The organism is Moorena sp. SIO1F2, from assembly GCF_010672755.1.
In the GTDB taxonomy this organism is placed as follows: Bacteria; Cyanobacteriota; Cyanobacteriia; order Cyanobacteriales; family Coleofasciculaceae; genus Moorena.
This window is the reverse complement of sequence record NZ_JAAHFV010000089.1, coordinates 1-19,058: the sequence shown is the minus strand read 5'-3', so window position 1 is coordinate 19,058 and position 19,058 is coordinate 1. Positions and strand designations below refer to the sequence as shown.

19 protein-coding genes and 1 pseudogene are annotated in these 19,058 nt (G+C 43.4%); 12 read left to right on the top strand and 8 right to left on the bottom strand.

Annotated elements, in window-relative coordinates; translation table 11 throughout:
* Positions 1-83: 83 nt before the first annotated feature.
* On the bottom strand, positions 84-941 hold the full coding sequence (locus tag F6J94_RS13305) for a D-alanyl-D-alanine carboxypeptidase family protein (RefSeq protein ID WP_293040747.1): 858 nt from the start codon (positions 939-941) through the stop codon (positions 84-86).
* A 152-nt stretch (positions 942-1,093) separates the two neighbouring features.
* Here F6J94_RS13305 and F6J94_RS13300 point away from each other — a divergent pair, with 152 nt between their 5' ends.
* The 5 genes from F6J94_RS13300 to F6J94_RS13280 all read left to right on the top strand — a co-directional run bounded on the left by F6J94_RS13300 (position 1,094) and on the right by F6J94_RS13280 (position 5,884).
* Positions 1,094-1,675, top strand: a complete 582-nt coding sequence (locus tag F6J94_RS13300) for a TetR/AcrR family transcriptional regulator (RefSeq protein WP_293040744.1) — start codon at positions 1,094-1,096, stop codon at positions 1,673-1,675.
* Positions 1,676-1,766: 91 nt separating this feature from the next.
* Positions 1,767-2,423: a peroxiredoxin-like family protein gene (locus F6J94_RS13295; RefSeq protein ID WP_293040741.1), complete on the top strand. Its 657-nt coding sequence runs from the start codon at positions 1,767-1,769 to the stop codon at positions 2,421-2,423.
* A 294-nt stretch (positions 2,424-2,717) separates the two neighbouring features.
* The gene (gene trxA, locus F6J94_RS13290) at positions 2,718-3,065 is read left to right on the top strand and encodes a thioredoxin (RefSeq protein WP_293040738.1); all 348 of its coding nucleotides are present in this window, start codon (positions 2,718-2,720) and stop codon (positions 3,063-3,065) included.
* Positions 3,066-3,211: 146 nt separating this feature from the next.
* Positions 3,212-3,811 carry a glutathione S-transferase N-terminal domain-containing protein gene (locus F6J94_RS13285; RefSeq protein ID WP_293040733.1) on the top strand — a complete coding sequence of 200 codons (600 nt, stop codon included), beginning with the start codon at positions 3,212-3,214 and terminating at the stop codon, positions 3,809-3,811.
* Positions 3,812-4,405: 594 nt separating this feature from the next.
* Positions 4,406-5,884: a hypothetical protein gene (locus F6J94_RS13280; RefSeq protein WP_293040729.1), complete on the top strand. Its 1,479-nt coding sequence runs from the start codon at positions 4,406-4,408 to the stop codon at positions 5,882-5,884.
* Positions 5,885-6,705: 821 nt separating this feature from the next.
* Here F6J94_RS13280 and F6J94_RS13275 read toward each other — a convergent pair.
* A complete protein-coding gene (locus F6J94_RS13275) occupies positions 6,706-7,422 on the bottom strand; it encodes a thermonuclease family protein (protein WP_293040726.1) in 717 nt (238 codons plus the stop codon).
* Between the two features lie 781 nt (positions 7,423-8,203).
* Here F6J94_RS13275 and F6J94_RS13270 point away from each other — a divergent pair.
* The gene (locus F6J94_RS13270) at positions 8,204-9,166 is read left to right on the top strand and encodes a deoxyhypusine synthase family protein (RefSeq protein WP_293040723.1); all 963 of its coding nucleotides are present in this window, start codon (positions 8,204-8,206) and stop codon (positions 9,164-9,166) included.
* A 135-nt stretch (positions 9,167-9,301) separates the two neighbouring features.
* Here F6J94_RS13270 and F6J94_RS13265 read toward each other — a convergent pair whose 3' ends face one another.
* Entirely contained in the window at positions 9,302-9,484 is a 183-nt protein-coding gene (locus tag F6J94_RS13265; protein WP_293017902.1) for a hypothetical protein, read from the bottom strand.
* Between the two features lie 79 nt (positions 9,485-9,563).
* On the opposite strand from F6J94_RS13265, the gene rpsD reads away from it, so the two are divergent.
* The gene (rpsD, locus tag F6J94_RS13260; protein ID WP_293017903.1) at positions 9,564-10,172 is read left to right on the top strand and encodes a 30S ribosomal protein S4; all 609 of its coding nucleotides are present in this window, start codon (positions 9,564-9,566) and stop codon (positions 10,170-10,172) included.
* A gap of 492 nt (positions 10,173-10,664) precedes the next feature.
* Here the strand turns inward: rpsD and moaA are convergent, their stop codons facing one another.
* The gene (gene moaA / locus F6J94_RS13255; protein WP_293040720.1) at positions 10,665-11,651 is read right to left on the bottom strand and encodes a GTP 3',8-cyclase MoaA; all 987 of its coding nucleotides are present in this window, start codon (positions 11,649-11,651) and stop codon (positions 10,665-10,667) included.
* 259 nt (positions 11,652-11,910) lie between these two features.
* Here moaA and F6J94_RS13250 point away from each other — a divergent pair, with 259 nt between their 5' ends.
* The 5 genes from F6J94_RS13250 to guaA all read left to right on the top strand — a co-directional run bounded on the left by F6J94_RS13250 (position 11,911) and on the right by guaA (position 17,061).
* A complete protein-coding gene (locus F6J94_RS13250; protein WP_293040717.1) occupies positions 11,911-12,816 on the top strand; it encodes an alpha/beta hydrolase in 906 nt (301 codons plus the stop codon).
* 298 nt (positions 12,817-13,114) lie between these two features.
* Complete coding sequence (locus F6J94_RS13245) at positions 13,115-13,309, top strand: hypothetical protein (RefSeq protein ID WP_293040714.1); 195 nt, start codon at positions 13,115-13,117, stop codon at positions 13,307-13,309.
* Between the two features lie 532 nt (positions 13,310-13,841).
* On the top strand, positions 13,842-14,987 hold the full coding sequence (gene cbiD / locus F6J94_RS13240) for a cobalt-precorrin-5B (C(1))-methyltransferase CbiD (RefSeq protein WP_293040711.1): 1,146 nt from the start codon (positions 13,842-13,844) through the stop codon (positions 14,985-14,987).
* Positions 14,988-15,117: 130 nt separating this feature from the next.
* A complete protein-coding gene (locus F6J94_RS13235) occupies positions 15,118-15,255 on the top strand; it encodes a hypothetical protein (protein WP_293017907.1) in 138 nt (45 codons plus the stop codon).
* Positions 15,256-15,417: 162 nt separating this feature from the next.
* Entirely contained in the window at positions 15,418-17,061 is a 1,644-nt protein-coding gene (gene guaA / locus F6J94_RS13230) for a glutamine-hydrolyzing GMP synthase (protein WP_367142203.1), read from the top strand.
* Positions 17,062-17,091: 30 nt separating this feature from the next.
* Here guaA and F6J94_RS13225 read toward each other — a convergent pair whose 3' ends face one another.
* The 4 genes and pseudogenes from F6J94_RS13225 to F6J94_RS13210 all read right to left on the bottom strand — a co-directional run.
* On the bottom strand, positions 17,092-17,268 hold the full coding sequence (locus F6J94_RS13225) for a hypothetical protein (protein WP_293040708.1): 177 nt from the start codon (positions 17,266-17,268) through the stop codon (positions 17,092-17,094).
* A gap of 492 nt (positions 17,269-17,760) precedes the next feature.
* Positions 17,761-17,934 carry a hypothetical protein gene (locus F6J94_RS13220; RefSeq protein ID WP_293040705.1) on the bottom strand — a complete coding sequence of 58 codons (174 nt, stop codon included), beginning with the start codon at positions 17,932-17,934 and terminating at the stop codon, positions 17,761-17,763.
* Positions 17,935-17,995: 61 nt separating this feature from the next.
* On the bottom strand, positions 17,996-18,184 hold the full coding sequence (locus F6J94_RS13215) for a hypothetical protein (protein WP_293040702.1): 189 nt from the start codon (positions 18,182-18,184) through the stop codon (positions 17,996-17,998).
* Between the two features lie 326 nt (positions 18,185-18,510).
* Positions 18,511-18,733 (bottom strand): annotated as a pseudogene (locus F6J94_RS13210) (transposase); the annotation flags it as partial.
* Positions 18,734-19,058 lie beyond the last annotated feature (325 nt).

The following is a 19,058-nucleotide window of genomic DNA, read 5'->3' as shown; positions in this document are numbered from 1 at the left end:
TGAAACTTTTAGTTCGTCACCCAGGAAGATGAGCAAATACCTTGCATGTATAGGATTTACGTCCACATTTAAGTTCAAAGAGGTTACAAAGCGACCAGCGAGGTACAAACTATTGAAGGAGAAGGAGCAGGAGTAGGTTTCTTACCTTTGTAGAACGTTTCCAAGCTCTTGGTATCTCCCACAAACCTCCAGTGCCAAGGCTCATAACTAATTCCTTGGGGATTGTCTCTAGGAAAAGACAACTCAAAGCTGTAGAAAGCCGCATTCTTTTCCAACCACTTAAAGGCTGCCGTATTCTCAAACTCAGGATTAAGGTTAGTAGCTGGTGTCATGCCATCCCCAATATCGATCGCATAACCAGTGTGATGCTCACTGTAGCCAGGAGGAGCACTTACTTCAGCCCGTTTACTAGCCACCTGTCCTCGCTGTTCCTTTACTTGAAAAAACAGGTACTTTTGCTGCTCCACCGAACGGAAGCCGGAAATTGGCACTAGGATTATCCCCTGTCTTCTTGCTGCTGCTGCCATTGCTTTGTATTTCCGAGCTGCTGCAGCCTCCAGTTTGATCCGGCCATCACGGGTAATTGGTTGCAGTTGTGAGCTTAGGACTTCAGAGTAGGGTAAGTGTCCCAGAATGTTATTACCATCATTCCCCCTAGTGTTTAGACTAGCTTGTGGATTCTGTGAACTAGCTTCTGTCTCACTTTGAGTCGATGTTGCTTCACCAGACTTGGACTGAGCTTCAGGAGTTGGTTCCATTGGAATCAGGCTAAAGGCGATTCCTCCTATTGCTAATAGTCCAATAATGAGTAAGGTAACCTGCCAACGAGACCGGGGTTTAATATCCTGTCTATCCCTTACTGCCTCGGGAATATCATCTACTGGTACCTCTGTTACCTCAGAAAGGTTTGCTGGTTCGCCCGGGAGACCTGCGTTATTCAATAGTCCACTCCTGCACTGACATCCAAATTATTACATTTATTTATTACATACTTATAGTTACTGAAAATCCCAGCAGTGTCAGCGGATCAACTGGATTACTTGACCAATCGTTCCAGAATTGTTATCGTAAAGATACGAGTTCAGCAACGGTAATGGCAAGGCACAAAACCTTTGACCCAGAAGATGTCCTAGAAAAAGCCATGGAAACCTTTTGGCTTTATGGCTATGAAGGAACCTCAATGCAGGACTTGGTCAAAACCATGGGGATTAACCGAGGCAGTCTATACGACACCTTTGGTGACAAACGTTCCCTATTCCTGGCTGCGATCGCTCATTACAACGATACCTGTGTTAAAAATGCGATCGCATCCCTAGAAGCCCCCACAGCCTCAAAGCAAGCCATTATCGACTTTTTCTACAACCTCATCGAAGGGGCTGTAGACGATAAAGACCATCGAGGCTGCTTGCTCACCAACACCGCTGTTGAACTGTGTCCCCACGATCCACAGACTAAATCCCGGATTACTGCTAATTTGCGCTCAGTGGATAACGCTTTTAAAAAAGCCTTATCCACAGCAAGGGAGCAAGGGGAAATCACAACCAACCATGACCTTCAGGCATTAGCCCAATATTTCACCAGTAGTATACAAGGGTTGCGGGTTATCTCCAAAGTCAACCCAGACCCAGAAACCCTAAGAGCTATTGTCAAGGTCATACTTTCCGTTCTCGATTGAGAGAGTAAATTGACAGAGTAAATTGACAGAGTAAATTTTTTTGCTCTTAATTGGAACGCTTGTTCAAATATCATCTAACCAGGAGGAAATCATGACCTTAACCCAAGACTTGATTAACCTAAATACCCAGCTTCGCGCTAAGCAACCAGAAGAAGCCAAAGCCATCATGGCAAAAGCAGGGGAAGACCTCGCTAATTCTGGCATTGTAGACAATAGCCTCAATGTTGGCGACAAAGTCCCTAACTTTACCCTGCCTAATGCCGTCGGTAAACCTGTAGAATTGCAAGACCTACTAGCCACCGGAGCCGTAGTCATTTCCTTCTACCGGGGTCAGTGGTGTCCTTACTGCAACCTAGAATTACGAGCATTGCAGCAATTCTTACCAGAAATTCAGAAATTAGGTGCAACCCTAGTCGCTATTTCCCCTCAAACTCCCGATAATTCCCTATCCACTACAGAGAAAAACCACCTAACCTTTGAAGTACTAAGCGATGTTGGGAATAAGATTGCCAAAGAGTTTGGTCTAGTCTTCACCGTACCAGAAGAACTCCGACCAGTTTATCAAAGCTTTGGCATTGATTTACCTGCCCACAACGGCGATGAAACCTTTGAATTACCCATTGCCGCCACCTATGTGATTAATTCCGATGGAACCATCACCCATGCCTTCGTTGATCTAGATTACACCAAGCGACTTGACCCAGAAGAGATTGTCAGCGCATTACAAACCCTGGCTGTAGCCGTATAAGTAGCTCAATAAAAATCGTAAGCATTAGCTGACGGCTGAATGCTTACGACACTACCAGCACCTAAATGTTGTGTAGGGTGCGTTAGGGGCGGGCTAGCACTCATTTTCCACCTCTTCGCGCCTTGTTAGGTTGCTCCCCGTAACGCACCACGGGCAAGATGCCCGTTCCACCCACCGCGTCAAACAGCAAATATGAGATACAGCCTGTCTTCATACAGCAAATCAATAATGCTGAATTCATCAATATTTCAGTCAACAGTCAACAATCATTCCTAGTTTAGGAGAAATTGAACTATGTCAGAAACAGCAAAATATATAACCCTAAATGACGATAACTTTGAAACCGAAGTCCTCAACAGCTCCATTCCAGTCATAGTATATTTTTGGGCACCATGGTGTGGTCCTTGTCGGGTAATGAATCCAATCGTCACTGAATTAGCCACAGAATTTGATGGAGTTGTCAAAGTAGGCAAATTAAATGTTGATGACTACGAACAACTAGCCAGCAACTATCACATTGAAGCAATTCCTTCCCTATTGTTCTTCAACCAAGGTAAAGTAGTTGAGCGGTTGGAAGGTCTTGTGCGTAAAGCGACTCTGGTTGACAAAATTAATGCCCTAACTAATCTCATTTCTGTTTAAGGAGGTAACATAGGATTATCGGATAATGGGTAATGGTTAATAGTTTAAAGGTAATAGCTAATTGTCCATTAGCCATTACCTTTAGGGAGTCAAAATTTGTGGCAAGCACTTAGATAACTTCAGGGATAAATTGATATAAAATAATCATGATTGACCTATATACCTTTTCCACACCTAACGGACGTAAACCTGCTATCATGCTCGAAGAATTAGGACTTCCCTACACCGTTCACACAATTAACATAGCAAAGGGAGAACAGTTTACTCCCGAATATGTAGCCATAAATCCCAATAGTAAAATTCCTGCTATCATTGACCAGGATACTGGCATAACAGTTTTCGAGTCAGGAGCAATCCTAATTTATTTAGCAGAAAAGACAGGCAAGTTGTTGCCAACGGATACAGCAGCAAGAATACAAGTGATTGAATGGTTGATGTTCCAGATGGCAAGCGTTGGACCAATGTTTGGTCAACTGAGTCACTTCCGACGCTTTGCCCCAGAACAGATTCCCTATGCTATTGATCGCTATGAAAAAGAAACCCTACGTCTGTTTGGTGTCTTAGATCAGCAATTAGCAAAACAGGAATTCATTGTTGGATATTACTCCATTGCCGACATAGCTACCTATCCTTGGGTAGCTGCCTATGAGTATTTGGGAGTCACCCTAGATAACCATCCCCACCTCAAACTTTGGGTCGAGACAATGCAGCAGCGACCCGCTGTGGAAAGGGGCATGGCAGTTTAAAGGTTTGTTGAAAGTTGAAAGTTGAAAGTTGAAAGTTGAAAGTTGAAAGTTAAAAGTTGAAAGTTCAACCTTGGCCTTTCGGCCACGCGTTCGCGTTCAACCTTCAACGTTATTAATCCTAGGTGGGCAGTGCCTATCAAGCCTATTAACAGCTGATCTGATCTGTCTGGTGCACTGCCCACCCTACATGAACTTACTGAAACTCAAGGATCTACTTTGATTGAACAATTTAAAAGTAATAATTCTGAGTTAAAACTCTTTGAAATAGGGGATGATAAGAGCTACTTTATAAAGTAACTATAAAGAGCTCAAATCCCTTGACAGATATGGATTTCAGGGAACAGGGCTAAACCGAGGCCGAATTCTTGAAAGCCTTGCAGCGCCATGGTTATAGCTTCGTTTACCAATCAGCTCTGAGAACTGTGATAATTAAGCGAATTTCGTTTAAAATTAAGAGCTGATAAACTTTGCTGACAAATATTACAAAACTTAGGTGTTTTTTATTACGCTGTAGATGTAGTAAAGCTCAAAAAAATCAAGTTTTTAGGCTAATTTATATTTCTTTTCACAGAGAAAACAAGTCAGGAGTGAATCATGGTTACTTTCGCGGATTTAGGCACTTTCACCAGGAATTTCATCAGCCGCAATGGGGAGTTTAGGCTCTTAGACCGCACTGATGTGTTTAAGTTTAGGGTCTCAAACAACGGTCAAATTAAACTCAATCTATACAATATTAGTGCTGGTGATAATGCTAACTTCAGACTCTACCGGAACACTAAGAATAATGGCATCTTGGACTTTGGCAAGCAAAAGGTGGCTAGCTTTTTACAGGGTAGCAATGCTAACGATGTGATCAACTACAGTGCTAGCAGTGGGACTTACTTTGCCCAGGTCAGACCCTACGCTTCTGGTAGCAATGGCATTGTTTCCGATGATTTAGAGTTACCTGAAAGTACTACCACTACTGGAATTACTGCAACTACTAAACCAAATACCTATCAGCCCTTGAGCCCGAACCAAGTCTTTTCCCTCAACAGCAATCCAGACGCAGACCACGTTATTTACCTTGACTTTGATGGTCATACTACCACAAATACCCCATGGAACCAGAACTTCGGGAATTCCATTGTGACCCCTGCCTATGACACGGATGGGAATACTTCAAATTTCTCCACTGCTGAGAGAGAGACTATTTGGCGCATTTGGCAACGGGTGGCCGAAGACTTTAGTCCCTTTGATGTGAATGTGACTACTGCCCAACCGTCCGATGACCAACTCAAAAAAACTAGTAATAGTGATTCCCAATGGGGCATTCGCGTTGTGATTGGGGGAGATGGTTCCTGGTTTCAAGAAGGTACCGGTGGTGTGGGTTATATTAATTCATTCAACTGGAACAGTGATACCCCCACCTTTGTTTTTTCAGAGAATCGCGCTGGAGGCAGTGAGAAAGCGGTGGCTGAAACTATTAGCCATGAGGTAGCTCATACCTTGGGTCTTACACATGACGGTAATTTAACCAACGAGTACTACAATGGTCATGGCAATGGCAGTGTCGAAACAGGGTGGGCTCCTATTATGGGAGAGGGCAACGATAGAAATCTAACTCAATGGAGCAAGGGTGAGTATATCGGTGCCAGCAACCAAGAAGATGACCTAGACATCATCACTGGGCAAAATGGTTTTGGCTATCGCCTGGACGATTATAGTAACCAGCTAACCAGTGCAGCAGCGCTATCGATCAATGATGGTCAGGTGGAAACTTATGGCATTATTGAACAGAATAACGACATTGACTGGTTCACGTTCAATTCAACAACGGGCAACATAGCCCTAGATATTCAGCCTTTTGAGCGAGGACCTAATTTAGACATTCTGGCTAGGCTATATAATGCTTCCGGTCAACTGATTAGCTCTTCTAATCCCATCGGTTCTCTGTCCGCTAGCTTTAATCTTAACCTCTATCCAGGACAGTATTATCTAAGCATTGATGGTACTGGCCAAGGAAACTTAGTTACCGGATATAGTGATTACGGCAGCTTAGGACAATACTCTATTACTGGGACGGTTGCTTAGACTCTGCAATCTAATGCTTTAGAAACTTTCTTCAACATCTTCTGATATCAAAGGGGATGTTGAGAATTTAGACGAGTTTAACGCTTCCTCACCCAACTCCGAAATTATGCTACCAACTGCAAATAATCTTTGGTGTCCACCTCTGCTAAAAATACCTCAATTTACCCTATAGGTAAACCAGGAAAAGCCAAACTTTATTGACAAAGACTATATTCTCGATATCGTAACTGATAAATCTCAAAAGATTCACCATCATAACGCCAAACTTCTGAAACCCCTAACTCTGCATACACAGCAAAACGGTTCATAGAACTACTGGTAATATCAATTTATACTACTAAATCTGGAGCTGGAGCGGGGGAGCATGTCAACTTTGTAATTAGGTACATAGATCCCCCCTAACCCCCCTTAAAAAAGGGGGGAATTAGATTGAAAAGTCCCCCTTATTAAGGGAAACGGGGGATCTGAATCAGGGATTAACAAAACTGACATGCACCCCTGTAGCGGTTTCTAAGTTAATCCTTTTTTTGCCCTTAATTAGGCTAATCTTTTGGATATAAAAGTTTTTAGAGAACTTCGGAATAGGGAATAGGGAATAGGGAATAGGGAATAGGGAATAGAGCAGTTGGCATTCAACATAAGTATTGATTATTGCAAATATATAAGTGGACTGTATCTTTTTTGTCCAATTTTATTAATTAACTTATAGGCAAATGGCTAGATCACCTACATTCAATGTTCTTAACCCTACTCCCTACTCCCTACTGCCTACTCCCTAAAACCCAGAACAAAATTACCTCAACCAATTGAGAACTGCTATCTTACTTCAGCGTCTCCTTAAACCTATCCTCAAACTGATCTTTAGTGATCTTGCCAGCTTCTAGGTCTTCATAGAGGGTTTGAATTTTTTCTGCCAGCTGCTGATCTGCATCTGGGTCTCCAAGCAGGGCTTTTTGCTTTTTCTTAAGGGGACGAAACAACCAAGGCTCGATAAATCCTGACTTCGGTTCTTGCCATAACCCTTTTCCTTGGCGTTCCGCATCTGCCTCTGCCAACAGAAGAGAGATAGCCATCTCACGAGGGCACTTACTAAAATAATCGTAATAAATCAGTGCTAATCCTTCTTTTACTAAACTATGCTGAAGAAACGTGCCATCCAATAAGTAAACTTCGCCAATGCTACGATTGTAGCGAGTGTCGATGTCAGTAATTCTCAATTTAACTTTATTACCGTTTTCTTCTACCAACTGTTTGACCCAGTCTTTACCTTCGTTGCCCCACTTAAATTGACTTTGATAGAGGGCATTGTCCTGATTTTTATCCTCAAGTTTTTTGTAACCCCACCCCTTAGGAGTTTCTGGTGCATCAATGTAAACGAAGCGCACTGTAATCTCTTCTCCGGAGGCATCAATCACATCAATGGTGTCAGCATCGGAAACTTTCTTAACAGCGTAGGTCTCTAGGGACTCAAAGTATGGCGGTACTTGAGGAGCAACTGACCCTACTTTACTTAAAATTTCACTAATCAAGTCTGTCATGGCGTAAATCGTATCAGGACTCAGATAAAAGTAATCGGTGAACAGGCCATCAGTGCCTCAAATCAACAGCCGATGCTATTCTAGATTTAAGACTAACCATAGCAAAACACTTACTGGCTGTCCATTCCCTTCAATAATCCCACAACGGGAGCAACGCCAGATGAGGGAGGTCACTTATTTCCCTGTCCGTTCCACCAGTAACCTTCAAGACAGGTGTTACCAGATTGATATATCATAGGAATTCGTGATAATTGTTAAAAACAACACCAAATCGAGAAGCGTTGCTGGTGATCAGGGATTTCTTGATCTCAAACCCAGTTGAAACCCCTTGTGTACAAGCGGCGGGGATAAAAACAAGTTAGGGGCGTGATTCCCCTTGTCTACTAAATTTGTGACGAGGAATCATACACCTCAAAAGCTAGTTGACTAGATAAGGATTTTCTAGCAGTGTTTGGTGCTGAAAAAAAAACCTAGCTGGCTCCCCATCAGGCACTACATCAAGGCTTAAGTCTAATCAAAGTCAGCCTTGGAGTTTTGCTCCGGAGCGAACGGTACGATGTTTTCAATTATATGAAGACTTGATATCGTAGCTTGTTTCCTTCTTGCTTTAGCTGAGGGAGAGTTCAAGTTGGCAGTCGCCAGTTTTTCATCAAGGCTCTTAACTAACTGCTGCTTCCGGTTTTTTCCCATTTGCTCAATGGGTGATTCTGCTGTTTCTAGAACGTTTATCTATAGTTCTGTAAAGTACTCAACTGTAATACCCACTATTGGAGGAAAAACGATGATTCGAGAGTTCATGAACAGAAATTTTCGACACTTTAATGCAGCCGTGTGTGTTCAGGCGGCTGAAGGATGGGTGAAACACCTGGAATCTGGTAATAAAATGTTTCTGACTATGGCTGGTGCGATGAGTACAGCAGAGCTCGGTATCTCTCTGGCTGAAATGATTCGCCAAGACAAGGTACATGCCATTTGCTGTACCGGAGCCAATCTTGAAGAGGATATATTCAATCTGGTTGCCCACGCTAAATATAAGAGATTACCGGATTATCGTTCACTGAAACCAGAAGAGGAAAAGGCTCTTTTTGAGTCCGGTATGAATCGAGTTACTGATACCTGTATTCCTGAAGAAGAAGCGATGAGGAAAATTGAACGGCATCTGCTGAAACTGTGGAAAGCAGCTGATCAATCTGGCCAAAGCTTTTTCCCATACGAGTTCATTTATAAACTTATTGAAAGTCAAGAGCTTAAAGACTATTATGAAATTGATCCTCGTGACTCATGGGTGATGGCAGCATGGCAGAAACAAATTCCTATTTTTGTTCCTGGATGGGAGGATTCAACTCTGGGAAATTTCTTTGTTTCTGAAGTTATTAAAGGAAATATCAGTCGCTTTAATGTTGTGCGGAGCGGTCTTGAGCTGATGGTATTTCTTGTTAATTGGTATAAGGAAAATACCAGAGATTTTTCCATGGGATTCTTTCAAATTGGGGGTGGCATTGCTGGAGATTTTCCCATCTGCGTTGTGCCACTGATCCACCAGGATCTCAAGGAAGACTGTAAGTTGTGGAGTTACTTCGCCCAAATTAGCGATTGTACCACCTCATACGGTTCCTACAGTGGCGCACTACCTAGTGAAAAGATTAGTTGGGGCAAACTTGATACGGACACCCCTAGTTACGTGATTGAATCGGATGCATCAATTGTAGCTCCGCTGATTTTTAATTACGTCCTGGGTCAGTAAAATCATGTCCGGTTGAATACTTACACGCTTGTGCCCAATCGAAGCCATTTGGCAGAAGTAAAGGAATAAGGTTTAATCGGAGATGGTTTTTTATCACTAATTATCCGGACATGATATAAACCTAGAAGTGATTATTTAGGGTAGTTGCGTCAAAGCCTTTACCCCGCCTTCTTTCGTGAAGCGATCGCGTATGGGTTGGGTAGCGCTAATCCCGTTATATAGCACTAAGGTGGTTTGCAGTATAGAAATTTCCGTAGATAGGGCTATTGACCTAACACCTGCTGGAAATTTTCCCCATGGCAATTTCCTTATCCCCACTGCCCTAATAAATTGTATGATAATAGTTTTGGGAAATCTTTAGTAAAGATAGTACACAATATAGTACAGAGGAACTTATATGGCTCGATATAGAGGCCCGCGTCTGCGGGTGGTTCGCCGCCTGGGTGATTTGCCCGGCTTAAGTCGTAAAACACCCCGCCGTGCCTATCCCCCAGGTCAACATGGTCAAAACCGTAGGAAACGCTCAGAATATGCGATCCGTCTCGAAGAAAAGCAGAAACTCCGCTATAACTACGGAGTGACTGAAAAGCAGTTAATTCGCTATGTCCGTAAGGCTCGTCGAGCCACCGGTTCCACTGGACAAGCTTTGCTGCAACTGCTAGAAATGCGACTGGATAACACAGTCTTCCGCATGGGTATGGGAGGTACCATCCCAGCTGCTCGTCAGCTCGTGAATCACGGTCATGTTACTGTAAATGGTCAAGTAGTTAATATTGCTAGCTATCAGTGTCGCCCTGGGGATGTGATTGCGGTTAGAAACCGTGATCAATCCCGCCGTCTAGTAGAACGCAACTTGGAATTTCCTGGCTTAGCAAACCTTCCTAGCCATTTAGAGTTTGATAAGAACACCTTCACTGGGAAGGTGAATGGGATTATTGATCGGGAATGGGTAGCATTACAAATTAACGAGCTACTGGTGGTTGAGTACTACTCCAGGAAAGTCTAACCCGGGTTGAAAGTTAACAGGTTGAACGCGATCGCGTGGCCAATAGGCCAAGGTTAACAGGTTGAACGCGATCGCGTGGCCAATAGGCCAAGGTTGAAGGTTGACAACCGTTGAAAGTTAACAGGTTGAACGCGATCGCGTGGCCAATAGGCCAAGGTTGACAACCGTTGAAAGTTAACAGGTTCCCTGTGGCGTTCCCGTAGGGTAGGTTGAAGGTTATAACCTGGAACCTGCTAACCTGTAACCTGTAACCTGCTAACCTGCTAACCTGTAACCTTCAACCTTCAACCTGACTAACCTTCAACCTTCAACCTGACTAACCTTCAACCTTCAACCTGACTAACCTTCAACCTTCAACCTGACTAACCTTCAACCTTCAACCTGACTAACCTTCAACCTTCAACTTGACTAACCTTCAACCTTCAACTTGACTAACCTTGGCCTATTGGCCACGCGATCGCGTTCAACCTGACTAACCTGTAACCTAAAAAACTATCCGCCAATTTGTGACATCGTCCTTGTATATAAACCATCGGTACCAGAGTCTCTCTCCTTGAAATTGATTTCTGGTTTAATCATCAGCAACTGTCTGACCTGCTCTCTTAAGTCAGCGGTATCAATGCCGCTGCGTAGAGCAGTTTTTAAGTCAACTTGACCTTGTTCATTAAGTAGGCAGGGACGCAGCCAACCATCAGCAGATAGACGCATCCGATTGCAGCGATCGCAAAAACATTCTGACATCTGACTAATAAATCCCAGGGTGCCAAGGGCACCAGGAATCTGGAACACATCAGCTGGGCCATTACCCCGGACACTTGATTCTATCAAACCCCAGCGTTCACGAATCCGCTGCCGTAATTCTTCCGAAGGTACCCACGCCCGCTCACCAAATAGCTGGGAGTTCCCGATGGGCATAAACTCGATAAATCGAACGTGCCAGGAGCGGTCAATGGTTAGAGCAGCTAAATCCAGCACTTCCTGGTCATTAACTCCTGGAATTACTACCACATTCAGCTTTAACGGGTCAAATCCAACCTGATGGGCAGCTTTTATCCCTTCCCAAGTCGGTTCCCAGCGCGAACGTCCCCGATTGCCGATAATTTTGTCAAATGTCTCTCGATTGAGGGAGTCCAGACTAATATTAATCCGCCGTAAACCCGCCTGGTAGAGTTCCTTTGCCATACCAGCCAGTAAAAAGGCATTGGTAGTCATAGCCAAATCTTGTGTTTCGGGTAAAGATGCGATCGCTCTAACTAACTCCACTACACCTGGACGCAATAGGGGTTCACCTCCGGTGAGGCGAAACTTTCTAAATCCTACCGGGATAAACACCTCCTTGAGCAGAGTCAGCAGTTCTTGATCAGTGAGTAATTCTTGCCGTAGGATATAGTCAAGTTCTGCTCCTTGAGGCATACAGTACTGACAACGGAAATTGCAGCGGTCAATCAAGCTAATCCGGAGATAGTCTACAGTATTCATAATTGCACCAGACCATGGGGTTTCAAAGGGTTTTGGTAATAGGTTATACCTATTCCGGAATCTGTCTCTTAGCCCTTGTAGCTAATGCTATGCAGCATCTCTTTCCAAGAATCCAGTGATACTGCAACGGTTAGGGTGCATTCCTTTTCTTGCAAAGCTTATTCTGTGACCCTCAAGGGATTGTCACAATTGCTTACTCATGGTGTCCTCCCCTACCTAAAATCAAGAAGAAACTACCAGTATCCTAGATTTAGGGGAAATGACCGACAAACCAGATTTTCTTCTATACGCACAACACGGATGGGCGGATAACTCTAAAGCGATGGCAAGCCTTGCCCAATCCTTAGCCACATCCCGCACTGCCATCATTACTCCCGATCTCGGTTGGTTCAAAACTTGGCTCTGGATAGAACCCCTAATCAACCAACTCGAACACATCGTCTTAGATACCATTGTCACTTATCCCCAAACACCAATCCGAATTATTGGTCATTCCATGGGTGGCTTAATTTGGCTAGAACTCCTCAGCCGTCACCGAGACTGGTGGTCACAAGTAGAATCCTTAGTGTTGATTGGTTCTCCTATTGGTGGTGCAGATCTAGCTAGAATTATAGACCCCTTTGGCATTGGTATTGGTATCGCAAAGGATTTAGGTATCAACCGCCGACAACTAGCAGAGTCCATTGGCGCAGTGATTCCCACATTAGTAATAGCTGGTGATAGTGATCATGGTAGCGACGGCACGATAACAATAGAGACAACCAAGTTTTCTCCTAGTCAATTCGTTTGTTTACCTAATCTGCGTCATGCTGCTCTCAAAAATCATCCGTTAGTCGCAGCAGAAATCCAGAAATTTTGGGCGAATCCAGTTATCACACAATCTCCTCCACCAGGAGACTTTATTACTAGCTTAATTCGACAATTACACTCAGTCCCAGGTATGACTGATGGTCATGGTCGAAATTTTAAGCGAGCCAAAACTTATATAACATTTAAAAATGGCATTTCCATTCGGACTTGGCAGAATCCTTTACTAATACACCATGTATTTGTGGCTAGCCCTGAAGGAGACTGTCTCTACAGTGGTTTTGTAGGTTGGATACATACTCAAGCCTTATATCAAACCCTTGGAACTATAGCAAAGGGAACAGGGAGTAGGGAGTAGGGAGTAGGGAGTAGGGAGTAGGGAGTAGGGAGTAGGGAGTAGGGAATAGGGCATCAAAAATTATCACAATTCCTACACGGATTAGTATTGTTAGTTTAAAATTGTTACTCAAAAAAATAATTAAAAATTTTATAATAAATTAAGATTTACCTGGAATAATACCTTGCCGATAGTGAGAGTGAATATAAGCATAAACAAATTAATATCACACTGGATAGTATAGGAATAAACAAACCTCAAATATCAACTAGTTTGGGGATTTTTGGTTTACGGTAATCGGTAACTACACCAATCCTAAATGAATTGTGAGAATTTTTGTTCCCTTTTCCCTACTCCCGTCTTGATGCAGTCGCTCATGGGGGAAACCACGGCAGTCGCTCATGGGGGGGACCCCCAAGACCGCGCTGCATCGCTACTCCCTACTCCCTGTTCCCTGTTCCCTGTTCCCTTTGGTATACAAATTACCAATTACCAATTACCAATTAGACAATGAAGAACTAAGCGATCGCAAATTTCACCTGGTTACCGAAAAAATTGGGTTTAAAGCCCCGTCCTTATAGGAGACGAAACCTTAGAATAAAGAAGCCTTAATTAATAAGTTTTAACCCTTCTGCTCATAGCCTGCCCCCTTTAAAGGCTTCTTTATTCTTACGGTAACTTCTAGGGACGGCTTTCTTTTTAAGCTAAAACTTGACAGTTTTCACAGAGCGTGTTATTTTAGAATAAAAATTAAACTAAAAAAATAGATAAATACTATCTAATCAATAAGTAGGCAACGTAAAAAATATGTAAGAGATACATATTGCGTAATTTGGTCTAACGACTTAAACGTCTATGAAAAAAATTAGATTAAAAAAGTATCTATCTATATATAAAGAAAGGTACGGTGGGGCACACCGAAACCTGGATCATAGATCTAAACTCTTAGGTCGAATTGTCCTCTACTTTTTTTGGTTCCGACCTGCTATACGCAAGACAGCTCGTTGAAGTAAGAATCCCCGTCCTTAAAGGACGGGGAGTGTCAAATGACCACCTCCCTACCTCAATCTGGATATACCTTACCGGTATTCGCCTGTGCCTCAGCAATAGCCGCCCTCCATCAGTTACGCAACGACCAACCTGTGGAAACGGTGTCAGTGGACTTAATTAACCCTCCTGAAACCGTAGACATTCCCATTGAGCAAGTGGCTAGGATTCGAGAAGGGGTAGCGCTAGCTATCACTCACTCTAACCCTGGTGATAACCTTGACCTTACCCGTAATACCCCGATTTGGGCAGTCGTAGAATGGGGTTCCTCGGAGCAAACTGAATCGATACAGTTATTAGGGGGTGAAGGAATTGGACGACAAATCAATGCCGGAGGGAAACCAGCCATCTATGCTTACGCTAAGAAACTATTGCACCATAACTTGAGTTGTCTGCTAGTAGCGCCAGAGAAAATTCAGGTGACGATTATCTTGCCGGAAGGGCGGAAGTTGGCACAGCGTACTTCTAATTCTGCCTTTGGTGTAGTAGAAGGACTTTCCCTACTAGGAACTACTGGCATTTCCCAGCCTCTGAGTGCTCCTGGTCAATTAGCTGCTTACCAGGAGGAATTAAAAGCAAAAGCCAGCAAATTGCTAAAAGAGCAATCCTCCTCACATTCATCAACACTAGTGTTCTGTGTGGGAGAAAATGGCTTAGATTTGGCGCGAGGCTTGGGGATTAATCCCGAGCGGCTGGTTAAAACAGCTAATTGGCTCGGACCGTTGTTGGTAGCAGCTGGGTACTCCCAGGTGCCAGAAATTTTGTTATTTGGTTATCATGGTAAGTTAATTAAACTGGCTGGAGGAATTTTTCACACTCACCACCACCTAGCTGATGGACGACTGGAAATTATCACCGCTCACTGTGCGCAGTTAGGAGTACCAACCCCACTGATCAGGCAAGTATTTGGCAGTCAAACCACTGAAGCTGCTCTCAATTGTCTGCGTCAATGGGATCAGACTCAGGGCACTGATTGGGTAAATCAGGTTTATCATGCGATCGCATTGACCATTGACCAACGCTGCTTTGACTACATCCGCAAACACAGTGAGCACCATATCCAGGTCGGCTCTGTATTGTTCGATCGCGATCGCAAAATTATTGTTACCAGTCCCACAGGTTGCACATTAATTTCAAATTTGTGATAAATTTTTATAAATCTTAATACATTGGCGGGCGGATCTTGTAGCCGAACCCAATGTATGATAAATTAACTTGATTATCAGCTGAAACTTCGCATTTCAGGACATATAGACTGAAACCCTGAAAAATCTCATGACTAGAAGTCACGAGATTGTCAACAGACATACCACTGCCAGGCAGGTCTATGAAGTGCGTGTGGGAGTGGAAACTGACATAACCGTAAACAGATTGAGTTCTGTATCGTCGATGAGAGTCTACGACTCAGACTAACTGGTTAATGCCAGCGCTACCATCCACATCAAAGTGTTGGGGCGTTGAAGGATTAATTTACGGAAACCATCAGCTTTCAACCTATCTGTTCATAGCAATCAATTTATGCTGCCAAGAAGAACACCTAGGCAGCGACCTGTTCGTACATTCACACAACTAAACATGACGAACACAGCAGTAACCCTAAGGACCAACAAACTATCTTACCAGAAAGAGGCATTGGCTGTAGCCTCTCTAGCAGAGCAGTTGAATCGCCAGATGATTGTGATTCTGGACTTCGGCTCTCAATACTCGGAACTGATTGCTCGTCGCATTCGCGAGACTAACGTTTACTCCGAGGTGCTATCCTATCAGACCACAGCTGAACAGCTACAGCAGCTTCATCCCAAGGGCATCATTCTATCTGGAGGCCCCAATTCCGTCTATGACGATGGTGCTCCCCTATGTGACCCAGAAATTTGGAATCTAGGTATACCCGTGCTAGGGGTTTGCTATGGGATGCAGTTGATGGTGCAACAACTAGGTGGAACAGTTACCAGGGCAAAAAAAGCTGAGTATGGTAAAGCCGCCTTACTAATTGATCACCCCACTGACTTACTGAGCAATGTGCGAGACCACTCAACCATGTGGATGAGCCACGGGGATTCCTGTGTGACTTTGCCAGATGGGTTTGAAGTCCTTGCCCATACTCAGAATACCCCTTGTGCGACCATCGCTAACTATCAGAAAAAACTTTATGGCGTGCAATTCCATCCAGAAGTTGTGCATTCAACCGATGGTATTGCCCTAATCCGTAACTTTGTTTACAGCATCTGCGAGTGTGAACCCACTTGGACCACTGCTGCTTTTATCGAGGAAGCAATTCGAGAAGTGCGTGCCAAAGTTGGGGAAAAACGGGTTCTGCTGGCTCTGTCTGGTGGAGTAGATTCGTCTACCCTTGCTTTCTTACTCCATCGCGCCATTGGGGATAAACTAACTTGTATGTTTATTGACCAAGGCTTCATGCGCAAAGGGGAGCCAGAGCAATTGGTGAAGCTATTTGAGGAAGAATTTTGTATTCGAGTAGAGTATGTGAACGCTCGCGATCGCTTTTTGGCTCGCCTTGCTGGTGTCACTGACCCAGAAGAAAAGCGTCGCCGCATCGGTCACGAATTCATTCGCGTCTTTGAAGAAGAATCCCAACGTCTTGGTCCATTTGATTATTTAGCTCAGGGTACCCTATATCCCGATGTGATTGAATCAGCCCATACCAACGTTGATCCCAAGACCGGTGAGCGGGTAGCTGTGAAAATCAAGAGCCATCACAATGTCGGAGGCTTACCCAAAAACCTACGCTTCAAGCTGGTAGAACCATTACGCAAGCTATTTAAAGACGAAGTGCGCCAACTCGGTCGTGACCTCCGCTTGCCAGAAGCGATTGTGCGCCGACATCCCTTCCCCGGACCAGGATTGGCGATTCGCATCATTGGTGAAGTGACCTCAGAACGCTTGAATATTCTGCGGGATGCTGATTTCATCGTTCGAGATGAAATTCGCCGACAGGGGATGTATAACGACTTTTGGCAAGCCTTTGCCGTGTTGCTCCCAATACGCAGTGTGGGAGTAATGGGGGACAAGCGCACTTACGCTCATCCGATTGTATTGCGCTTTGTTTCCAGTGAAGATGGTATGACCGCTGACTGGTCACGAGTACCTTATGAGTTACTTGAAACTATTTCCAACCGGATTGTTAATGAAGTCAAGGGAGTTAATCGGGTAGTCTATGATATTACCTCCAAACCCCCTGGAACCATAGAGTGGGAATAGTTTCTTCAAAGCGTGATTAGTGATTAGTGATTAGTGATTAGTGATTAGCCATTCTTCATTGGTCAGATGACGTAAGCATTCAGCCGTCAGCCCTGAGCCATTCGCGTAGCGTGGCCATAGTCCAAGGCTCACGCTACTTGAGGTGCTTATTTTATTCAAAACCACCTCAAGTAGCGTGGCCACAGGCAAATGGCTGATACGCGACACGCTGATAGCTGATAGCTGATACCAAATCCGGTTATTATAGGTTACTTACCTAAATCCTCAAATCAAGTCTAGGCAAAGACTTTGATGGTTTTGAATATAGTCTTATTAAACCGGATTTGGTATGATAGCTGAATGCTTACCAGATGACTAATCACTAAACAATATAAAACCGAAGTTTCCAGTTTAGTGGAACTTCGGTTGATACACTATGGCAAAAGCAATAAGTAGTCGGACAAAAATAAATCGCACTGTATTAAGTTTTGTAAAGGATTGATAAGTCTAACATTACGTGACCCGATGTCAATTTTCAAAAAGCAAGACCTAGAGCAGTTGAAAATCGTAAAAATCTTCAAAAAAACCGGCCATGAAACAAATTAAATCACTTCAATATAACCAGAATCAGACCGAAGCAAAATGACAGAATAATGAGCACATGAGAGTCATTAACTATCCAGTCATTTTCTTAAATCAAACCTCAAAAATTAATTAAATCTAAATCTTTTGACCGCCAATCCATTCCGATTTTGTCTCGTCTGAATACCTGCCATTACAGCGACTGCGCGCTTCGTATTCATCCTCAAACATTTGACCAGCTAATTCATCTTCTTTCAGTCGTTGCCACTCCTTCTCAATTCGATTGAGTTCAGGAGAATAACTAGGTAACAAGAATATATAGCGCTACGCGCAAGTCAGAAGTTATAAGTCAGAAGTCAAAAGCAAGCTAGGACTAGGTTTCGGAGTTTAGGAATGTCCTAACAGTAGCGCGTAGTGCTATATAAAGTCCAAGACTCTCCCATTTATCATAATTAGATTTCGTTAATTTACTTGTATGAATAGAACCTTGGTCTTGAACAACAACAGTTATTTTTCCAGTTTTATTTAATCTTTCTTCTGCTTGTACTGCTTGCCAATTCATTAATTTGATCTAACTTTCGCTCTCTTGGTGCGCGTTCACGCTTAGCTTTGAAAAAGCGCGGGGTCGCACCGCTTTTAAAACTTTTGAAAGCCAATCCATACTCAAAACTTTTTCCTCTTTATAATAGTCCACATATATTTAATCTTTTACCTTTTTTTTTACCCGGCTCGTAACTACTCAGAGCAAAAAATAGAGCTTGTTGAGAAAGATGTAAATCACAAGCTTCATCAAGTTAATGGTATATGTATATTGCCAGCTGTTGCAGACAGCGACCAGCCAAAATTAGGGCGTGAAAAGATTGAGATAAATTACAAGCCCTTGAAGTATTAAGTAGATGGCAATCCAGGCGGATCGCGACCAGCATTAGACAACAGTTCACACAAACTGTTAATCGCCGACGAACCTTGTAACCGCTTAGTTTCTAAGAAGCTAAACATTTGAGCAACTAACGAGCGCGCCCCAATCACTTCTAGCTCCACCACTAACTTTGCGATGTACTACTACAGGACGCAACCCTCGCTCGGCATCATTGTTGTCCGGTTTAACTTCGTATGGGAGTTAAAAATGTCAGGGTAAACGCATCTAACTTAAGTAAGTTTTCAAAAATCTATATTTCTCAATTTTAACTAGTAACAATCAAGCGATTGGAGCTGACTAAAAATTTTTGACCGCGTCCTCCCTTAGTTCCCGAAATGTTAACTCATAAATTTGGGTGCATATTCGGCTTATTCTCTTGGATAAAACTTGACTAACAAGTCCCTAGTTATTTACTGGCAGATGCTAAAATTTTGACTAAATAGTTATTGTCCATAGCAGCACGAAGCGCGTTTCATCTTTAAACTTCCTTTAAAGCTGGCTTCTTGTTTCATTATAT